Annotated in this window: 13 protein-coding genes and 1 pseudogene; 13 read left to right on the plus strand and 1 reads right to left on the minus strand. The window is 56.5% G+C overall.

Features of this window, described 5'->3' with window-relative positions:
• From AN476_RS20905 to AN476_RS20915, 3 genes and pseudogenes are all read left to right on the plus strand, one after another.
• Positions 1-540, plus strand: a pseudogene (locus AN476_RS20905) (calcium-binding protein); the annotation flags it as partial.
• Between the two features lie 164 nt (positions 541-704).
• Entirely contained in the window at positions 705-1,877 is a 1,173-nt protein-coding gene (gene glf / locus AN476_RS20910; RefSeq protein WP_054463711.1) for a UDP-galactopyranose mutase, read from the plus strand.
• Positions 1,878-1,972: 95 nt separating this feature from the next.
• On the plus strand, positions 1,973-5,527 hold the full coding sequence (locus tag AN476_RS20915; protein ID WP_083464445.1) for a glycosyltransferase: 3,555 nt from the start codon (positions 1,973-1,975) through the stop codon (positions 5,525-5,527).
• A 240-nt stretch (positions 5,528-5,767) separates the two neighbouring features.
• Here AN476_RS20915 and AN476_RS20920 read toward each other — a convergent pair whose 3' ends face one another.
• The gene (locus AN476_RS20920; RefSeq protein WP_054463713.1) at positions 5,768-6,796 is read right to left on the minus strand and encodes an AraC family transcriptional regulator; all 1,029 of its coding nucleotides are present in this window, start codon (positions 6,794-6,796) and stop codon (positions 5,768-5,770) included.
• Positions 6,797-6,942: 146 nt separating this feature from the next.
• Between AN476_RS20920 and AN476_RS20925 the strand changes: the two genes are divergently transcribed.
• The 10 genes from AN476_RS20925 to AN476_RS20970 all read left to right on the plus strand — a co-directional run bounded on the left by AN476_RS20925 (position 6,943) and on the right by AN476_RS20970 (position 18,142).
• A complete protein-coding gene (locus AN476_RS20925; RefSeq protein WP_054463714.1) occupies positions 6,943-8,712 on the plus strand; it encodes an acyl-CoA dehydrogenase in 1,770 nt (589 codons plus the stop codon).
• A gap of 82 nt (positions 8,713-8,794) precedes the next feature.
• The gene (dmdD, locus tag AN476_RS20930) at positions 8,795-9,601 is read left to right on the plus strand and encodes a methylthioacryloyl-CoA hydratase (protein ID WP_054463715.1); all 807 of its coding nucleotides are present in this window, start codon (positions 8,795-8,797) and stop codon (positions 9,599-9,601) included.
• A 153-nt stretch (positions 9,602-9,754) separates the two neighbouring features.
• A complete protein-coding gene (locus AN476_RS20935) occupies positions 9,755-10,867 on the plus strand; it encodes a LacI family DNA-binding transcriptional regulator (protein ID WP_054463716.1) in 1,113 nt (370 codons plus the stop codon).
• A 2-nt stretch (positions 10,868-10,869) separates the two neighbouring features.
• Positions 10,870-11,874 (plus strand): ABC transporter substrate-binding protein, encoded by a 1,005-nt coding sequence (locus AN476_RS20940; RefSeq protein ID WP_054463717.1) that lies wholly within the window; start codon positions 10,870-10,872, stop codon positions 11,872-11,874.
• Between the two features lie 107 nt (positions 11,875-11,981).
• The gene (locus tag AN476_RS20945) at positions 11,982-12,785 is read left to right on the plus strand and encodes an ABC transporter permease (RefSeq protein ID WP_054463718.1); all 804 of its coding nucleotides are present in this window, start codon (positions 11,982-11,984) and stop codon (positions 12,783-12,785) included.
• 3 nt (positions 12,786-12,788) lie between these two features.
• Positions 12,789-13,574 (plus strand): ABC transporter permease, encoded by a 786-nt coding sequence (locus tag AN476_RS20950; RefSeq protein ID WP_054463719.1) that lies wholly within the window; start codon positions 12,789-12,791, stop codon positions 13,572-13,574.
• 10 nt (positions 13,575-13,584) lie between these two features.
• Complete coding sequence (locus tag AN476_RS20955; protein WP_054463720.1) at positions 13,585-14,622, plus strand: ABC transporter ATP-binding protein; 1,038 nt, start codon at positions 13,585-13,587, stop codon at positions 14,620-14,622.
• A complete protein-coding gene (locus tag AN476_RS20960; RefSeq protein WP_054463721.1) occupies positions 14,619-15,434 on the plus strand; it encodes a phosphodiesterase in 816 nt (271 codons plus the stop codon). Before AN476_RS20955 ends, AN476_RS20960 begins: the two co-directional genes overlap by 4 nt.
• A gap of 162 nt (positions 15,435-15,596) precedes the next feature.
• Positions 15,597-15,779, plus strand: coding sequence for a hypothetical protein (locus AN476_RS20965; protein ID WP_054463722.1), 183 nt, complete (start codon positions 15,597-15,599; stop codon positions 15,777-15,779).
• Between the two features lie 272 nt (positions 15,780-16,051).
• Complete coding sequence (locus tag AN476_RS20970) at positions 16,052-18,142, plus strand: molybdopterin oxidoreductase family protein (protein ID WP_054463723.1); 2,091 nt, start codon at positions 16,052-16,054, stop codon at positions 18,140-18,142.
• Positions 18,143-18,318: the final 176 nt, after the last annotated feature.

An 18,318-nucleotide genomic window follows, 5' to 3' on the forward strand; every position in this document is an offset into this window, starting at 1 on the left:
AGTGGCAGTGACAGATTGCTTGGTGGTGAAGGCCGCGATCACTTAATCGGAGGTGCCGGTTCGTATGACCAAGCTGCATATTGGCACGCAAGTACAGGGATAACGGCCTCATTGGAAGATCGTGCCATTAACACTGGCGAGGCGGCTGGCGATATCTATACAAGTATCGAGCAGCTGGCTGGGTCTGCATATAGTGATAGACTTATTGGCGATGCCGGCAGAAACTATCTCTATGGGCTGAACGGTGACGATGTGCTGGATGGTGGCGCTGGAGACGACCACCTCATCGGCGGTGCTGGGGCAGATGTCTTTGTTCTGCGGAACAGTTTTGGGAATGACACCATAAATGACTTTTCGACTGCGGATGTTGATCAAATTGATTTGAGCATTCTTTCCGCTATTTCCGATTTCTTTGACCTTCGTGACAACCATTTGAGCAATACTGCTACCGGAGCAATGATCGATGACGGCGCTGGCAATAGTCTCCTCCTGAAAAATGTGTGGATGGATGATCTGCTCGCAGACCACTTTATCTTCTAGAGAAGCGGCGCGAAGTAAGTGCCTCTTTTCCTTCTTTTTCACAACAAACGTAGATGACTGCGTGAAATCAAGGCATGTGCAATAGGAGTGGCTTTTCCTCTTGCCAAGAACGGCAGCGTTTCGTTTAAGCTGGCAAAAAATCTAAGGTACGAGGGACCGCAATCATGGCGACTGGAAACTTCTTGATGGTTGGGGCCGGCTTGTCTGGTGCTGTAATCGGGCGTTATTTGGCGGAAGCGGGGCATCAGGTCACCGTTGTCGACAATCGCCCCCATGTTGGGGGGAATTGTCATACAGAACGTGATGAAGAAACCGGCGTCATGGTGCATATCTATGGGCCGCATATCTTCCACACAGATGACCGCGAAGTTTGGGACTACGTGAATCAGTTCGAAACGTTCTTGCCCTATAAAAATCGTGTTAAGACCACCAGCTTGGACGGTAACGGCAAGCGGCAGGTTTTCTCGCTTCCGGTAAACCTGCACACCATCAACCAGTTCTTTGGACAGACCTTTCGTCCTGGGGAAGCGCGGGACTTTATCGTAAACGACCAAGCGGACACCTCGATCAAGGATCCTCAAACCTTCGAAGAACAAGCTATGCGCTTTGTCGGAAAGGATCTATATGAGGCATTCTTTAAGGGCTACACCATCAAGCAATGGGGTATGTCTCCATCCAGGCTGCCGGCCTCTATTCTGAAGCGATTGCCAGTACGTTTTAACTACGACGACAACTACTTTTTCCATAAGTATCAGGGGATGCCTGAGAACGGGTATACCGCAATGATCGCGCGCATCCTTGACCATCCGGGAATCACCGTGAAACTAGACACTGAATTCACGCGCGAGATGGGGGGAGGGTTTGATCATGTTTTCTATTCCGGACCGTTGGATGGCTACTTCGGCTATTCTTTGGGGCGTCTTGGCTACCGGACTCTGGACTTTGAACGCTTCCGGCATGACGGTGACTACCAAGGCTGCGCTGTCATGAACTATGGAGAAGAGGACGTACCCTATACGCGCATCACAGAACACAAGCACTTTGCGCCCTGGGAAAGCCATGATGGTTCTGTTTGCTATCGCGAGTTCTCCCGCGCGGCAGAGCCAGAGGACATTCCCTATTATCCCATCCGCCAAGTCGAGGAAAAAGCTTTGCTCGCGGACTATGTGAAGCTTGCCGAAGAGACCGGCGGAGTCACCTTTGTCGGACGCTTGGGAACCTATCGATATTTGGATATGGATGTGACAATCCGCGAAGCATTGGATGCTGCGCGTGGGTTCGAAAAATCCATAGATTCAGGTGAGGGCGCGCCAGCCTTCTACGCTTCGCCACTGTAGCACTACCCTTTGAATGCCAATTTAGGTTTTACCGCTGTTCGGTTGATCTAGCTAACGAACAAAATGATGCCGGTCTTCCGGTAGTAAGGTTTTCCATGAAAAAGAACGCCATCGTTTTCACTGCTAACACTATGCATGTGGCCCAAGCAAACCTGATGATTGAGTCGCTCTTCGATCCTGAAAGAGGTAACTTTCAAGGCGATCTATGGGTGATCTCGACACATTTGAGCGAGCGTTGCAAGAGATTCCTCGATAGCCGTGGAATCAAGTATCTGATCAACCCACTTGGCAGCTTTCAAGATTGGAAATACCGCCGTGAAATTGCGCGGTCACAGCCAGAGTTCATAAGGAGGCAACTGAATGAAGATGATGCCTTCCTGCTATATCGCAACAAGCGGATGAGTAAGCTGATCATCTGCGACTGGGTGAACAAATTCGGCGAAAACTATGACGCGATCGCCCTGTGTGACAATGACCTGTACTTCCAGCGCGATGTAAATGCGTTGTTTGAAAAAACAGCCCATGTTGATCCTGAGGTTCTTTGGTATTGGCAGGAGGAAAATAAAAACCTTCCTGGCACGAATCTCTGGATCAAGAATTTTCACTACACACGTCTTCATGATGTGGATGGGATGGATTTTGGTGAGCACGAAATTAACATTGGCTTTGTCATCTCGACACCCAAGTTGATGCGCCAGGTATTCCAAGGTGTTTCCGACCTTTTCTCCAGTTGCAATATCGAACTGTTCCGTGATTGCCGCTGGCACGATCAGGATTTGGTTCGTGTCATTCGCGCCAAAGAACCGCAGCTGTTCCGTTTGTTCGAAGAAGGCGACCTTTTGCATCTATGCAATGGCGGCGAAACCCTGGTCGAAGAACGAAGCCCGCAGGAATTCTATCACAAGAAGACCGACGAAAAACCATACATCGTGCATTTTGCCGGCGGTGCCTGGAAGCCTTTCCACTCGATCGCGGCTTCTTACAAAGCCGACGATGGCATCTATTTCTTTATGGAAGAAAATGATGAGAGGTTTGACGAAATTCGCCGCAATACCGACTATGATCCCTTTGACGCGATCAGCCACTTGTACTCGGAAAACAATGCGCGAACTAAAGCCCTCGCGCGAAAACGCTGGCAGGGAGTGACTGAGAATAATGATAAAAAGCGTGCGCTTTTGTTTTCTTGGTTGGACACTGGAAGCCATCAGTCAGTCAAAAAGATGATCCCTGAGGTTTTGCACGATGAAACATTCAATCTAGCTGTGATTGATGGAAATGTATCAAGGCGTGATCATAGCGATATTTCTGCCGAAGACTTGCCGGATGCTCTGGCGAGAGTTACACAAACCGTCAAAGATAAAGAGTTTGGTAGGGTTTTTGGCTACAAACGCTCAGACGTACCGGAAGAAGCGATCAAGGGTGCGATCGTGGCCCTGACAAAAGAATACAAGTGTTCCGATCGAAATGCGCGCGCGGTGGCAAATGCCGCCTATATCTACTTGTCTAAAGCCTTGGCCTTTTACAAACCTGATGTTGTTTTCGGGTGGGCAGCCTTTTCTCTTTCTCCGCGTATCCTCAAGGTTCTTTGTAAGGAGAGAGGTATTCCCTTTGTTACCTTGGAGCTTGGTGTTTTGCCGGAAACTTTGGCAATTGATGCATTGGGGCACATGGGTCAGAGTTGGGTTGCTCAACGGAGTGCGGAGTTTAAGGAACTTGCGCTTGACAATGATGATATCAAGTATGGGCAGGGCTATTTGGCGAGAGTTCGGGAAGAATTACCGTCGCGCAATATCAGAGTAGAGCTGTCACCTCGTACCGAACGTCAACTGCAGAGCCTGAAAGATTCTGGAAAGAAGATCGTTGTTTACATCGGGAGCAACTGCGCTTGCTCAGGAAATGTGCCCTATGATGAGACGGCGAAAAAGTTCCACTCTCCCTTCTTTGAAGACAACGATGATGTCGTGCGTAGCCTTTCTGAGGCATTCGAGGATGAGCCAAACGTTCATGTGATTTATAAGCCGCACCCAATCACCATTACGCGTGGCCTGGATCTCTCAGAAGATTACAAGAACATAACTGTTTTGCAGGACGTTAACCTTGATGACTGCCTCATGATGGCAGACTTGGCTTTGGCAAAGGTGTCGCAGGGCAACTATGAGGCCCTGCTGCGGGATATCCCGGTTCTGATGCTGGGGCGGAACCAGTTGAATGGCTCTGGCGCCCTGTATGAGCTCAGCAGCAGGGAGGCGCTGAAAGACGAAGTTCTGGCAGCACTTGAGACAGGCCTAACCAACGCACAGAAAGCCGCATTTGAAGACCACGTCGCGCGTCTTTTGAAGTATTACCTCTACGCTGTCAGCGGCAAAGAGGCTGGTCGTCCGCAGACACAGGTCATGGCTGATGTAGCAGCTCTCTTGGAGCAAGCGGCTCCGGCTTATCTCGCGACTGAACAAAAGGCCCTTCAAGCCTACCGTAAACCAGAAGAAGTGACCGGGGATGCGCCAGCAATCTCGATCATCATGCCGGTGTTCAATGGTGAAGATTACTTGGTGGATTGCATCGGATCTTTGCTGTCACAGACCTATGGCGATTTTGAATTGCTCTGCGTGAACAACGGATCAACCGATGGATCTCAAAAAATCCTGGATTATTTTGCCAGCATCGATTCTCGGGTTAAGCCACTGTACCAGGAAGAACCAAACCAACGCTCCGCCCGAAATCTAGGGGTGAACAATGCCCGTGGGACCTATATCCATTTCTTTGATTGCGATGACCTCTTTGTCCCAACCGCTTACGAAGAACTGATGCCGGTGATGGAGAAAACAGGCGCGGATGTGCTCTATTTCTTCTTCGACGAGATGTACAATACCCAAAAAATTGGCAGCCCGAGGCACCAGGCATTCAAGCCCTATTTGCCTCAGGATGAGTTGTTCCAGATGGAGGAAAAGCACAAGCGGCTGTTCTCGCAATATCCCTTCCCATGGGCGAAACTGTTCAAGGCTGATTTCTTTCGGGAAAAAGATCTCTATTTTGATCTTGATTGCGCCAATTTTGACGATAATCCACAAAACCTTCGCACGCTGCTGTCGACCGACAATATCTTTGTCTTTAACAAGCCGTTCTACAAATTCCGAATCAATGACAATTCGATGACCCAGTCGGTGAACCCGCGTGTGTTCGGCATGGTAGATGCGGTCCGCATCATGAATGAAATCTATTGCGAGTTCGGCCGCTACGACGAATTTCAGAAGTACTACGTCCCCTATAAACTGCACCTGGTGTATTTTGCATGGAGTAAGCTTCCCGAAGACTTGAAGCGTGACTTTTTAGCTGAGATTCCAGCGTTGTTTTTGCCGGGTGATGAGGCGTTTTTTGAATTGGATGAAACCGCATCGTTGTTCAGCTATATGTCCAAAGGCAAAATTGAATTTACCCGCAGCGCTTTGCGGGGTGAATGGCCAGATACCGCAGCAAAGTGGTCGATCACCCAAGAACCCGCTCCAAAGCCAGCAAAGGGGAGGCATATCTATGGCAATCCCTTTGAGGAAAAAATCATCAAGAAAATTGCCAGCAACATGAGAAAATCCTCTCCGGGCTTGTTTCGAGTAGGGAAGCGAGTTTACCGGACCTTCCGCCCGCTGCCTCAGTAAGAGAGGTCCAGAGGTGCCGAATAGGAATAGGGGAGATCATACGATCTCCCCCATTCAGCATGAGTTGACCTTAAAACACCGTCATGTATTAGGCTGCCTTTCGGTAGCCGCTTTGTGGATTGGAGTTGCAAAGGATTGGCTTTGGTCCGTCTGTAATACTCTTCAGAGAATGAAAAGAAACAAAGACGAGAAGTTTGAAGCCTGTGGATGCAGTCCAAGTGACTATGTAGAATAGGATGGCTATTTGCTATTTGAAATCCGGCCTCGATAGGAACCCGGGGTGGCATCGGTCCAACGTCGGAAAGCCCGGTGAAAATTTGCAGCCGAGGCAAAGCCAAGATCCTGCGAGATTTCTTCGATGCTTTTAAGCCCTCGCGATAGATCCCGTATCGCGATGTCCCTACGCAGCCCGTCTTTGATCGACTGAAAGGACGTGCCTTCGCTATCCAAACGCCGAATCAGGGTGCGGGGGGTCAGGTTCAGCTCCCTGGCTGCGTCCCGCAGGTGATAGTCCAGACGATCTGCCTGCAGCAGCATCTCGCGCAGATGCAGGGACAGCGCATGTTCGCGAAAGCTGGTAAAGATCCAGTCGCGTGGCGCGCGCAGCAGAAACTCCTGCATGTCTAGCTCGCTGCGCGAAACGGCCAAATCTCCCAGATCCTTGCGAAAGACAATCCGAGACCGTGTTTCACCAAACAGGATGGGAGCGGGGAACAAGACCGGATAGTCCTGCGAAAAAACGGGCCGTTCAAAGGCAAAGCCAACCTCGGCTAGGGGCAGCTCGCGCCCCGTCAGCCAGGAGGCAACGCCATGGGCCAGCTTTAGCATCAGCATATGACCAAACCGCTGCGGCTGATCTGTGCCGCGCGGCTCCAGCAGGATGCACATCTGGCCAGCTTCCGCTTCCAAAAGCAATTCGTAGTCGTCGAGTAGCAGGTTCCAGAAAGAGGTGAAGCGATATAGTGCCGCCGAGAGAGAGGAGGCGCCGCGCATGGAAGCGCAGAGGTGCTTGAGCGTGCCAGATCGGATGGGGCGGCTCCACAGGCCCATCATCTCATCGCCGGTTTCTGCTGCAATCAGCTGATAGAACCGCACGATCTGATCATGGGTCACGCGCCCGCCAGGCTGTGCAGCCTCAACCAGGCCAATCTGGTCAAGAAACCCGGACAATTGCTGCGCGGGGCATTGTTGGCGCACCAGCTGCAGCCAATCTTCGAGAAAGGCCCTCGATACGGTGGGTAGAATGACGGTGTTTTGATCTGACAACATGGGGTCTTTTGCGCTGGTTTGTCACTTTATGCAATCTTTTCGTCCATGTCGGAGATTGTTCCAGCATTTTGACCTCTTTATCTGGCATAATAAGCAAGCCGTATTCGGCCATAGACCTGAGAGTAGCCCATTGGAGGGGACAGCCCGTGAGTTTTGATGCACCTGTACAAGACATGCTTTTCAACATTGAGCACCTCTCCCGCTGGTCCGAAGTCTCGGGGTTGGACAAATACGACGGGTTGGAGCTGTCCGATGCTGCTGCCGTTCTCGAAGAGCTGGGCCGTTTTTGCTCCGAAGAAATCGCGCCGCTGAACGCCTCTGGCGATGAGGCGGGCTCGCATGTAGTGGATGGCAAAGTAGTGCTGGCAGATGGTTTTGCCGAGGCCTACGCCAAATTTGTCGAGATGGGCTGGCAGAGCTTGCCGCATCCCGGCGACTTTGGCGGCCAGGATCTACCGCGTGCGGTTGGCGCAGCTGCCACCGAAGTTTTGAACGCCGCGAACCTCAGCTTTGCCCTGTGCCCGCTGCTGACCGACGGGGCCATCGAGGCACTATTGACCGCAGGATCGGAAGAAACCAAAGCGATCTATTTGGAAAATCTGGTCAGCGGCAAATGGACCGGCACCATGAACCTGACCGAGCCCCAGGCGGGCAGCGATCTGGCCCTGGTGCGCAGCCGCGCCGAGGCTCAAGCGGATGGCACCTATAAGATCAGCGGCACCAAGATCTTCATCACCTATGGTGAGCACGACATGTCGGAAAACACCGTGCACTTGGTTTTGGCCCGTACCCCAGACGCCCCCGCTGGCGTCAAAGGCATCAGTCTGTTTCTGGTGCCGAAATACATGGTCAATGCGGATGGCTCTGTGGGGTCGCGCAACAGCGTGATTTGCCCAAGTGTCGAGCACAAGCTTGGGATCAAGGCCAGCCCCACCGCCGTGTTGCAGTTTGAAGAGGCCACAGGGTTTTTGATTGGCGATGAAAACGCGGGTCTTACCTATATGTTCGAGATGATGAACTCGGCTCGCTATGCGGTGGGCCTGCAGGGGATCGCTGTGGGAGAGCGCGCCTATCAGCAAGCGCTTGCCTTTGCCAAGGAGCGGGTGCAAAGCGCGCCGGTGGATGGCTCGACCCGCGAGGCTGTCACCATTGTCCACCATCCCGATGTGCGCCGCATGTTGATGCGGATGCGGGTGCTGACAGAAGGCGCGCGTGGCATGGCCATGTTTGCTGCCGGTTGTCAGGATATGGCCCGCAACGCCCCGACGACCGAAGCCCAGGTTGAGGCCAAGGCTCTGTCGGAATTCCTGACGCCGCTGGTTAAGGGCTTCAGCACGGAAAACGGTGTCGAAGTCGCCTCGCTGGGGGTGCAGGTGCACGGTGGCATGGGCTTTATCGAGGAAACCGGCGCCGCACAGCACTACCGCGATGCCCGTATTCTGCCGATCTATGAGGGCACCACAGCAATTCAGGCCAATGATCTGGTCGGGCGCAAGACCCTGCGCGATGGCGGTGCTACGGCTCGCGCCCTGGCGGCACTGATTTCCGAAACCGAAACAGAGCTGGCCGCAGGCTCTGCCGCTGCCCAGGCGGTTGCGCCAGGTCTCACCGCTGCGCGTCAGGCCTTCGAAGAGGTGGTTTCGCATCTCCTGAGCCTGAACAAGAGCGACATGCCAGCGGCCTTTGGCGCAGGTGTGCCCTATCTGATGCTGGCCGGAAATCTGGTCTCTGGCTGGCAGATGGCGCGGGGGTTGCTGGCGGCCGAGGCGGCGCTGGAACGCGGCGAGGATCCCGCCTTCATGGCGGCCAAAATCGCATCGGCCCGCTTCTATGCTGATCACGTTCTCTGTGAGGTTGAGGTGCAGCGCAGCCGCTGCGTGTCCGGCGCCGAGAGCTTGTCAGAAGCCCTGCTGTAATCTCGCCCAGCCATCTTTCTCATACCAGGGCAGTGCTGCCGTTTTGGCCGCCTGCACCTCTATTGCTAAAAAGGACTGTATCATGACCGTCGAAATCGACATTTCCCGTTTCAAGAACCTCGACCTCCAGGCCCATGATGATGGGGTCTGGGTGGTGACATTGAACCGCCCGACCAAGCGGAACGCGCTGGATATCGACACCATCGAAGAGCTGGTTGATTTCTTCTCCACCGCGCCCCGCGCCGGCGTCAAAGCGGTGGTTCTGGCGGGCTCCGGCGACCACTTCTGTGCGGGCCTTGACCTGATCGAACACCACGACGAAGACCGCAGCCCAGCTGACTTCATGCACGTCTGTCTGCGCTGGCACGAGGCCTTTAACAAGATGGAATACGGTGGGGTGCCGGTGATTGCCGCCCTGCAGGGCGCCGTTGTTGGTGGCGGGCTTGAACTGGCCAGCTCGGCCCATATTCGGGTGATGGATCAGAGCACCTATTTTGCTCTGCCCGAAGGTCAACGTGGGCTGTTCACCGGCGGTGGCGCCACTATCCGCGTGACTGATCTGGTGGGTAAATCCCGCATGATCGACATGATGCTGACCGGTCGCGTCTATCAGGGCCAGGAGGCCTGCGATCTGGGCCTGGCGCAATACATTGTCGAAGGCTCCAGCTTTGACAAAGCCTTGGAACTGGCGCGCCGGACGGCTGAAAACCTGCCTCTGTCGAACTTTGCCATCTGCTCGGCTGTCAGTCATATGCAGAATATGTCGGCCATGGATGCCGCCTATGCCGAGGCCGTGGTGGCTGGCGTGGTGAACACCCAGCCGGATGCGCGCGCACGACTGGCCGCCTTTGCCGACAAGACTGCGGCCCGCGTGCGCCGCAACGATTGATCGTCGCCACCAAGGTCAAATGATTTGCCCCGCTTCAGTTCTTGAAGCGGGGCTTTTTTGTGCGTGGGAAAAACTTCATGACGCCGTTGCAAAGCTGTTACGCGGCACTCCTATCAAAGTGGAAACGTTTCCAGTCCGGATGACCCCAAGCCGATGAAAAGCACGGCCACTCTCAAAGATGTCGCCAGACAGGCCGGCTGTGGCATTGCCACCGTGAGCCGGGTGCTCAACGGCAAGGGGCCGGTCAGCGCGGCTTCGCGACAGCGTGTGCTCGAAGCGGCCCAAAGCCTGGGGTTTGAGTTCAACGAAACCGCCCGTGCCTTGCAGAGCCAGCGAACCCGCACAATTGGCTGCCTGGTGCCTTCGTTGATCAACCCGGTCTTTGCCGATGCGGTGCAGGCTCTGCAGGCCGAGGTCTTGGCGGCGGGCTATCATCTAATTCTGATGTGTTCGGATTATGACCCGGCGCAGGAGGCCGAGATCATCCGCATGCTGATCCAGAAAAACGTGGATGCTCTGGCCTTGACCGTCAGCGATGCCGCGACAAGTGCAGGGCTGATGGCGCTACGGGATCGCCCCCTGCCACATTGCCTAATGTTCAATGCGCCGGCCCAGGGTGCAGCCTCTTATTTTGTCAATAACGCCTCTGCCTCTGCGCGTGTCGCCCAGGCCTTTGATGACGAAGGCCATCACAGGACCGGCTTTTTGGCGTTGCGCTTTCATCGCTCGGACCGCTCGCGCCAGCGCTTTGAGGGCTACAAAAAGGCCTGCCGTACCCGAGGGATGGCAGAGCCACTGCTGCTGGAGGTAGATCAGGATCAGCCGGATCTCGGGAAGCAGCTTAGCCAGATGTTACGCCAACGGGCGCAGCTCAGCGGTATCTATGCGTCGAATGACTATCTGGCCATTGCCCTAATCCGGGCTGCGCGCGCTTTGGGTTGGAAAATCCCGCAGGATCTGTCGGTGATTGGATTTGACGGGATCGAAGTTGGTCAATTGATGGTGCCGTCGCTTGCCACCATCGTCACCGACCCAGCCGCCATGGGCCGCCAGGCTGGCCGACACTTGCTCGCAGCCCTGGAAAATCAACAGCACCTTGGTGCAGAAAATTCCGTGCCGCCCATCGGGGGGCTCGGATTTGAATTCCGACCGGGAGAGAGCCTCGGCCCTGTTCGGTCGGATATGCGCAGCAACAGCAGAGCTGCAACTCCGCTGCTGCCGCTTCATCACTCGAAAACCGCCTTAAACGCTTCACAGGAGCAATGATCATGAAACACTATATCGCTGCCGCCTTGCTTACAACGGCTGTCACCAGTCTGGCTGCCCCCGCCTCTGCCGAGGATGCCATCTGCTACAACTGCCCGCCACAATGGGCTGACTGGGCCTCGATGCTGACTGCCATCGATGACAAGCTGGATATCCAGATGCCCCATGACAACAAAAACTCGGGCCAGACCATTAGCCAGCTGCTGGCCGAGCGCGCTGCCCCAGTGGCGGATGTGGCCTATTACGGAGTGACCACCGGCATCAAGGCTGGCAATGAGGATATCGTGGAGGCCTATAAACCCGCAGGGTTTGAGGACATTCCCGAGGGTCTGAAAGACCCCGAAGGCAAATGGTTTGCCGTGCACTACGGCACATTGGGCTTCTTTGTGAATGTTGATGCCCTGGGCGGCGCGCCGGTTCCGCAGTGCTTTGCCGATCTGACCAAGCCGGAATACAACGGCATGGTGGGCTATCTTGACCCCTCGTCGGCCTTTGTGGGCTATGCAGGCGCGGTTGCGGCCAATATGGCCTTTGGCGGTGATCTGACCAATTTTGACCCGGCCATCAAATACTTCAACGATTTGGGCAAAAACAACCCGATCGTACCCAAGCAGACCTCCTTTGCCCGTGTGGTTTCTGGCGAAATCCCAATTCTGTTTGACTATGATTTCAATGCCTATCGCGGCAAATATGAGGAAGAGGGCAATTTTGAATTTGTTCTGCCCTGCGAAGGTTCCGTGCGGGTGCCCTATGTTATGGGCCTGGTCAAAAACAGCCCCAACCCCGAGCTGGGTAAGCGGGTTCTGGATTACATCCTGTCGGATGAAGGTCAGGCGATCTGGACCAATGCCTATCTGAACCCGGCCCGCCCGATCGAGCTGCCTGCCGAGATTGCCGGCAAATTCCTGCCCGCCAGTGAATATGCCCGGGCCGCAGCGGTGAACTACGCCGATATGGAAAAAGCCCAGGCCGGCTTTGGTGAACGCTACTTGAGCGAAGTGAAATAAGTTCACCCGTCCAAGGTTTGACCAAACCCGTCACGGGACCCTTGCGGAACGATCCCAGGGGGCCCGTGATGCCTCTTTCCCAACCTTCACAAGTGCAAAGATCTGTGATGAGCAACCAACAGTTTTTAACGCTCTGTCTGCTGCCTTTGGCGGTGTTCAGCCTTGCGTTTCTGGCGCTGCCACTGGTGCAGTTGACGCTGGGTGCCGCCAGCTCCGAAGAGGGATGGGGGATTTACCTGAAAATCCTCGCCACGCCGCGCTATCTGGCCACGCTGGGCCAGACTGTGGTGATCTCGCTTTTGGTCACCGTGGCGGCCTTGTTGATCTCCACCACGGCAGGGCTCTATCTCAGTCGCACGCGTTTTCCGGGGCGGGGCATGCTGATTTCGATCCTGACGCTGCCTCTGGCCTTTCCTGGCGTGGTCATTGGCTTTTTGATTATCCTTCTGGGCGGGCGACAGGGGCTGGTGAACCAGCTGATGCCGGGCCATGTGGTTTTTGCCTATTCCTCGCTGGGGCTTTTTCTGGGCTATCTCTATTTCTCTATTCCACGTGTGTTGCTGACGGTCATGGCCGCCGCCGAAAAGCTGGATCCTGCGTTGGAGGAAGCCGCGCGAACACTAGGGGCGGGTCCTTTGCGGGTGCTGGGCGATGTGATCCTGCCGGGGCTCGCGCCCTCGCTGATCGCCGCCGGGGCTATTGCCTTTGCCACCGCCATGGGCGCCTTTGGCACGGCCTTTACCCTGGCCACCAATATCGATGTGCTGCCGATGGTGATCTATACCGAGTTTACCCTGGCGGCGAATATCGCCATGGCCTCGGCGCTGTCGATTGTCTTGGGGCTGGTGACCTGGTTTTTGCTGCTGCTGGCGCGCAGCTATAGCGGCGGCACCGTCGCGGCAGGGGGGTGAGCCATGCGACTGACGCGATACCTGCCCCTAGGGGTTGCCCTCCTGGCTGCCGCCTTTCTGATCGTGCCCGCGATACTGTCGATCCTGGCGGGGATCACTGCCAACTATTTTCGGGGGCTCAGCTCTGGTCTGACCCTACGCTGGATATTTGAGGTCTGGGAGCTCTATGCCGGCAGTATTTTCCTGTCACTCTGGATTGCGCTCTGCTGTCTGGTGGTGACCTTGCTGATTGGCGTCCCGGCAGCCTATTGGCTGGCACGCAACCCGGGGCGTATGGCTCGGTGGTTGGAAGAGTTTGTTTCGCTGCCGCTGTCGATCCCTGGGCTTGCGCTGGCCCTGGCGCTCATACAGCTCTATGGCAGCCATCTTGGATTTCGGACCTCCTGGCTGTTCATCTTGACGGGCCATGTTCTGTATACCCTGCCTTTCATGGTGCGTTCGGTGCAGGCGGTTTGGGCGGGGATGGATCTGACCACGCTGGAAGAAAGCGCCGCCAGTCTGGGGGCCGGCCCCTGGCAACGGTTTCGCGATATTGCCCTGCCGGGCGCGCTGCCGGGCATTCTGGCCGGGGCGCTCACCGTGGTGACCCTGTCGATTGGGGAGTTCAACCTCACATGGATGCTGCACACCCCCTATCTGAAAACATTGCCAGTGGGGCTGGCGGATGCCTATGCCTCAATGCGGCTAGAAATTGCCTCGGCCTATACTTTGATTTTCTTTGTGATCATCGTGCCTTTGCTGATGGCCATGCAATGGGCCTCGGACCGGGCCCGCAGATTGACGAGATGAGACCCAACAAATGACCCTGACACTCACCAATATCGGCAAGACCTTTGCAGATGGCACTCGGGCGGTATGCCCAACCGACCTCAGCGTAGCAGAAGGCGAAATCCTGTCGCTGCTGGGGCCGTCGGGCTGTGGCAAGACCACGTTGTTGCGGATGATTGCTGGGCTGGAGTGCCCGGACAGCGGCGGCCAGATCCGGTTTGACGACAGTGACGTGACCGATCTACCGGTTGAACGGCGCCAGGTGGGCATGGTGTTTCAGTCCTATGCGTTATTTCCAAACATGAGTCTGCGGGCCAATGTCGGCTATGGTCTCAGGATGCAGAAGCTGCCCCGCCCTGAAATTGATGCGCGCGTCGAAGAGGTGCTGGCGCTTTGCCGCCTCGAGCCCTATGCGGCGCGCGCGGTTAGTGCTCTGTCCGGGGGGCAGCGGCAGCGGGTGGCGCTGGCCCGGGCTATTGCGCCCCGGCCTCGGGTCTTATTGCTGGATGAGCCTCTGTCGGCTCTGGATGCCTCTTTGCGCGAAGCGTTGCGCGATGAGCTGGCCGAGCTGCTGCGCCGCTTCAATATCACCGCGATCTTTGTCACTCATGACCAGACCGAGGCGCTGGCCATCGCAGACCGCGTTGCGGTGATGCAGGCGGGGCGCATCGAACAGATCGGCGCACCAGAGGTTCTGTATCGCCAGCCGGCCTCGCGCTTTGTGGCGGAGTTTGTCGGCGACGCCATGGCGCTGGAAGGGAGCCGGGATGGTGAGATGCTCTGTATGGCGGCGGGGCGATTGCCCCTGCCTGCAGCTGCACCCGGGCTGCTGCCCTATGTGCGGGCCGAAGACATTCAGATTTGTGCGGATGGCCCGCTGACGGCGCGAGTGGATTCAGTGACCTTTCTGGGCACGCACTATCGGATTGGCCTGGGGGATCTCGGCCAGCAGCCGCTCTATTGCAGCCACCAGGCGGCTGTGGCGCCACAGCCGGGTGCGATGGTGCGGCTTTCCATTCCTAAACAGGGCATCATGATGCTGCCTCAATCACAAGCGAGCGCAAGATGAGCAGAATCCTGCAAATTTCAGACACTCATATTGTTGCCCCGGGGGCGCTTACCTGTGGCGTGGTGGACACTGCAACGGCCCTGCGTGTTCTGGTTCAGCAGGTGAACGACCTGTTGCCCAGCCTTGGTCCGATTGATCTCGCGGTTGTCAGCGGGGATCTGACCGACCATGGCACCGCAGAAGAATATGAACATTTCTGCGAGATCATGTCGGGCTTGCGGCTGCCTTACCGAGTGGTTCCGGGCAATCACGATGCACGGGGGGCGCTACGCAATGCCTTTTCGGATCAAGATTGGATTTCGTCGCAGGGACCGGTGAACTGGCGCTTGGATCTAGCAGAGGTTTCCGTGATCGGGCTGGACACTTTGGTGTCGGGTCAGCCCTATGGCGCGCTAACGCTGGAAAGCCTGGATTGGCTGGAAGCGCAGCTGGGGGCGCTGGCGGGATTTCCGGTACTTTTGATGTTCCATCATCCCCCGGTGAAAACGGGAATTGCGCCGATGGATGCGCAGAACCTGCGGGATGCCACCCGGCTAAGGCAGTTGCTACAGGTCTATCAAGGGCGCTGCCGCATCGCCTGCGGCCATGTACACCGGATGTTGACCACCAGCTTTGCCGGGCATCCGCTGATCATTGCGCCAGGCAGTGCGCATGCGGTGACGCTGGACCTTCGGCAGAGGGCTCCCAACAGTCTGACGCTGGAGCCTGGGGCTATGGTGCTGCACAGTCTGGATCCGGTTGAAGGGGCTGATTTCACCTCGCAGATGCTGTTTGCCTCCTCCTATGACGGGCCCCACCCTTTTGAAGACTAGACCTCAGCTGGGCCCTTTGGGGCGCAATTGGGCCGCAGCAGGAATGCTGGTGATGCGCGGGGGAATCGGATAGGGTTGAGGGGACAGGTGGCACAGCTTGTCACTACCGGATCTGCATCGCTTTTGTTGCCCGCCTAAGGGATAAAGGAAAGACCTGACCGCATGAAACATGTTCCCAAAGAAACCACCGATGACGCGCTAATTCAGGAGTTCCTGAACAAGGGCGGTAAAGTCAACGTTGGCAAGACCAAGCCGATGCCAAGCGAGCTGGGGTTGAGCAATAACGTCTGGAACAACAAGATGACCAAAGAAGAAAAGGCCGCCCGCGACAAGCCAAAGAAATAGCGTCAAAGGCCCCAAGATACTGTGACCCCTTGGACCGATAGGGGCCGAAGCGAAGGGGGGCGCAGCTCCGCCTCCGGGCTGGCCTTGCCCGGAGTGACCCTGTGCAAAGGCGCAGGGCTGACTAGGTCACATAGACAGCCGCTCAGCTCTGAAAGAGCAAAGTTACGTTTGGTCGAGGCGCGGTGACGCTGGGATAAAACGCTGCAAAATGCGGGATCGCTCGTCTAGGCTCTAAGCCTTGACGGATATCAGCGAACCAGCCGGAGGCAGCCATGAGCGACCTGAAAACCCAGTTTCGAACCTGCAATATCTGCGAGGCGATGTGCGGGCTCATTGTCACCTATGACGAAACTCAGGTGCATTCGATCAAGCCCAACCCCAAGGATCCGCTGTCGCGCGGTCATATCTGCCCCAAGGCCGTGGCGCTGCAGGACTTCCGCACGGATCCCGACCGGGTGACCACGCCGTTGAAAAAGGTTGATGGGGAATTTGTGCCAATCAGCTGGGACGAGGCCTATGACTATGCCATCGAAGGTCTGAGCGCCGTGCAGGCAATCCATGGCAAGGACGGTGTCGGCGTCTATCTTGGCAATCCCAATGCGCATAAGTTTGGAAACCTCCTGACCTTGCCGGGGTTGATCAAGGCGCTGGGGACCAGCAACCGCTATTCTTCCGCAACGGCGGATCAAATCCCGCATCACGTGGCCTCGATCCATATGTTGGGCCATCCGATGCTGATCCCGGTGCCGGATGTGGCGCGTACAGATCTGATGTTGATCCTAGGCGGTAATCCGATTGTTTCGAACGGATCGATGATGACGGCGCCAGGCTTTGGCAAGCGCATGGACGAGATCAAAGCTCGGGGAGGTCGTGTGGTTGTGATTGACCCGCGCCGCACCGAAACCGCTACCCGCGCCGGGGAGCATCTGTTCATTCAACCCGAAAGTGATGCCTTCCTGTTGCTGGCCCTGATCCATGAGGTCTTCGCCCAGGGGCTGGAGGATCTGGCCGCACTCTCGGCGATCACCGAGGGTCTCGATACTCTCAAAGCGGCGGTGCAGCCCTTTACCGCCGAAAAAGCCGCCGAGATGACCGGGATCGAAGTCGAGACCATTCGCACTCTGGCCCGCGACTTCGCCACTGCCAAGTCGGCCGTATCCTATGCGCGCATGGGGGCTTCAACCCAGAGCTTTGGCTCCCTGTGCCAATGGGCCAATAATGCGCTGAATATCATCACCGGCAATTTTGACAGCCCTGGCGGCGCCATGTTCACCACCCCGGCTCTGGACTATGTCGGCATGACCAGCCGCAAGGGCAAGACACGCAGCTACCCTGAAAAGCGCTCGCGGGTCTCCGGCCAGCCGCTCTATAATGGCGAGTTTCCGGTCTCGGTCATGGCCGAGGAAATGGAAACGCCGGGCGAGGGCCAGATTAGGGCGATGCTCACAGTGGCCGGCAATCCGGTGTTGACGGCGCCCAATGGTCGCCGCATCGAGCGCGCGCTGGAAAAGTTGGACTTCATGGTCTCCATTGACCTGCATATCAATGACACCACCCGCCATGCGGATCTGATCCTGCCTGCCAGCGTGGCACTGGAGGAAGAAGTCTATGACATGGTTTTCCATAGCTTCGCGGTGCATAACACCGCCGCCTTTGCTCCGCCGATCTTTGCCCCGCCCAATGGCAATCCACAGGAATGGGAGCTGATCTCCCGCTTGACGGCCAAGCTTACGGGCGCCAATGACATCGGCCCTTCCCCCACAAAGATCCTCGGCGCGTTACTGCCGCAGGGTTATCACGGTGACAGGGTCTCGGTAGAGGCGCTGTTGGCAGCCCCCAAGGGTTCCCTCGACCTCGGCCCCCTGGTGCCCAACCTGGCCGATCGACTGGAAACACCGGACGCGCGGTTGCAACTGGCCCCCGCAGTCTTCCTTGCCGACCTGCCACGATTGTTGGCCTTCCAGCCGCCAGCTAGTGCTGAATTTCCCTTGCTGATGATTGGCCGCCGTCAGACCCGCAGCCACAACAGCTGGACCCAGAACAGTGCCCGCCTGGTCAAGGGCCGCAATCGCTGCACTGTGCAGATCAATCCCGAGGATGCCACCCGCCTGGGCCTGGCCGAGGCCGCCGAGGTTGCGGTCGAAAGCGCCTTGGGCTCCGTCGCCTTGCCAGTTGAGATCACCGAGGAGATGGCGCCCGGTGTTGTCTCGATCCCGCAGGGCTGGGGCCAGCGCCAGGGCCGCCTCTCAGCCGCGACTCGGGTCGAGACCGCTTCTATCAATGATTTGACAGATGACAGCCGCGTGGATCCGATCAGCGGCAATGCTGCCTTCAATGGCGTGCCTGTACGCATTCTGGCTTAGGTGGAGGGTTTACCCCTGTCATCTGGCGTCGCTGCGCCGGGTGACTCGGCTCTTGCCTGGGCGCGGCTATGGTCGAGTCGGGGTGACTCGTTGTCGTTGTTAGGTTTTGGAGTGTGGTTGGCCTTGAAATATGGTCAGGCCTACTGACTTTTTAGTCTTCTAAGATGTTGATTTTA

It is taken from the genome of Phaeobacter sp. 11ANDIMAR09 (assembly GCF_001294455.1).
Taxonomy (GTDB): domain Bacteria; phylum Pseudomonadota; class Alphaproteobacteria; order Rhodobacterales; family Rhodobacteraceae; genus Pseudophaeobacter.